The 236-nt window shown below is 32.6% G+C and carries 1 pseudogene; it reads left to right on the top strand.

The features are described 5' to 3' along the window. A pseudogene (locus FOT98_RS30445) lies at positions 1 to 236 on the top strand (hypothetical protein); the annotation flags it as partial.

The following is a 236-nucleotide window of genomic DNA, read 5'->3' as shown; positions in this document are numbered from 1 at the left end:
TTTACAAAGATAAAGCACTACATGTTAGTTCTTACAAAGAATAAACAAGCAATAGAGGGATCGCATGATGACTATAAGCTATTTCAATTTATGTGCAAGTTAGAGATGAATCACATATATGAAGCATTAGAAGGACACAGGAAGAATACTCATATTGATTTAGACACACATCAAGAATATGTAGATACGCTTGTTGTGCAGTTGAATTTACTTCAATATGTTGTAGGCATTGTGCA

It is taken from the genome of Bacillus sp. HY001, assembly GCF_007558965.1.
Taxonomy (GTDB): Bacteria; Bacillota; Bacilli; order Bacillales; family Bacillaceae_G; genus Bacillus_A; species Bacillus_A mobilis.
This window is presented reverse-complemented; position numbering and strand designations above follow the sequence as displayed.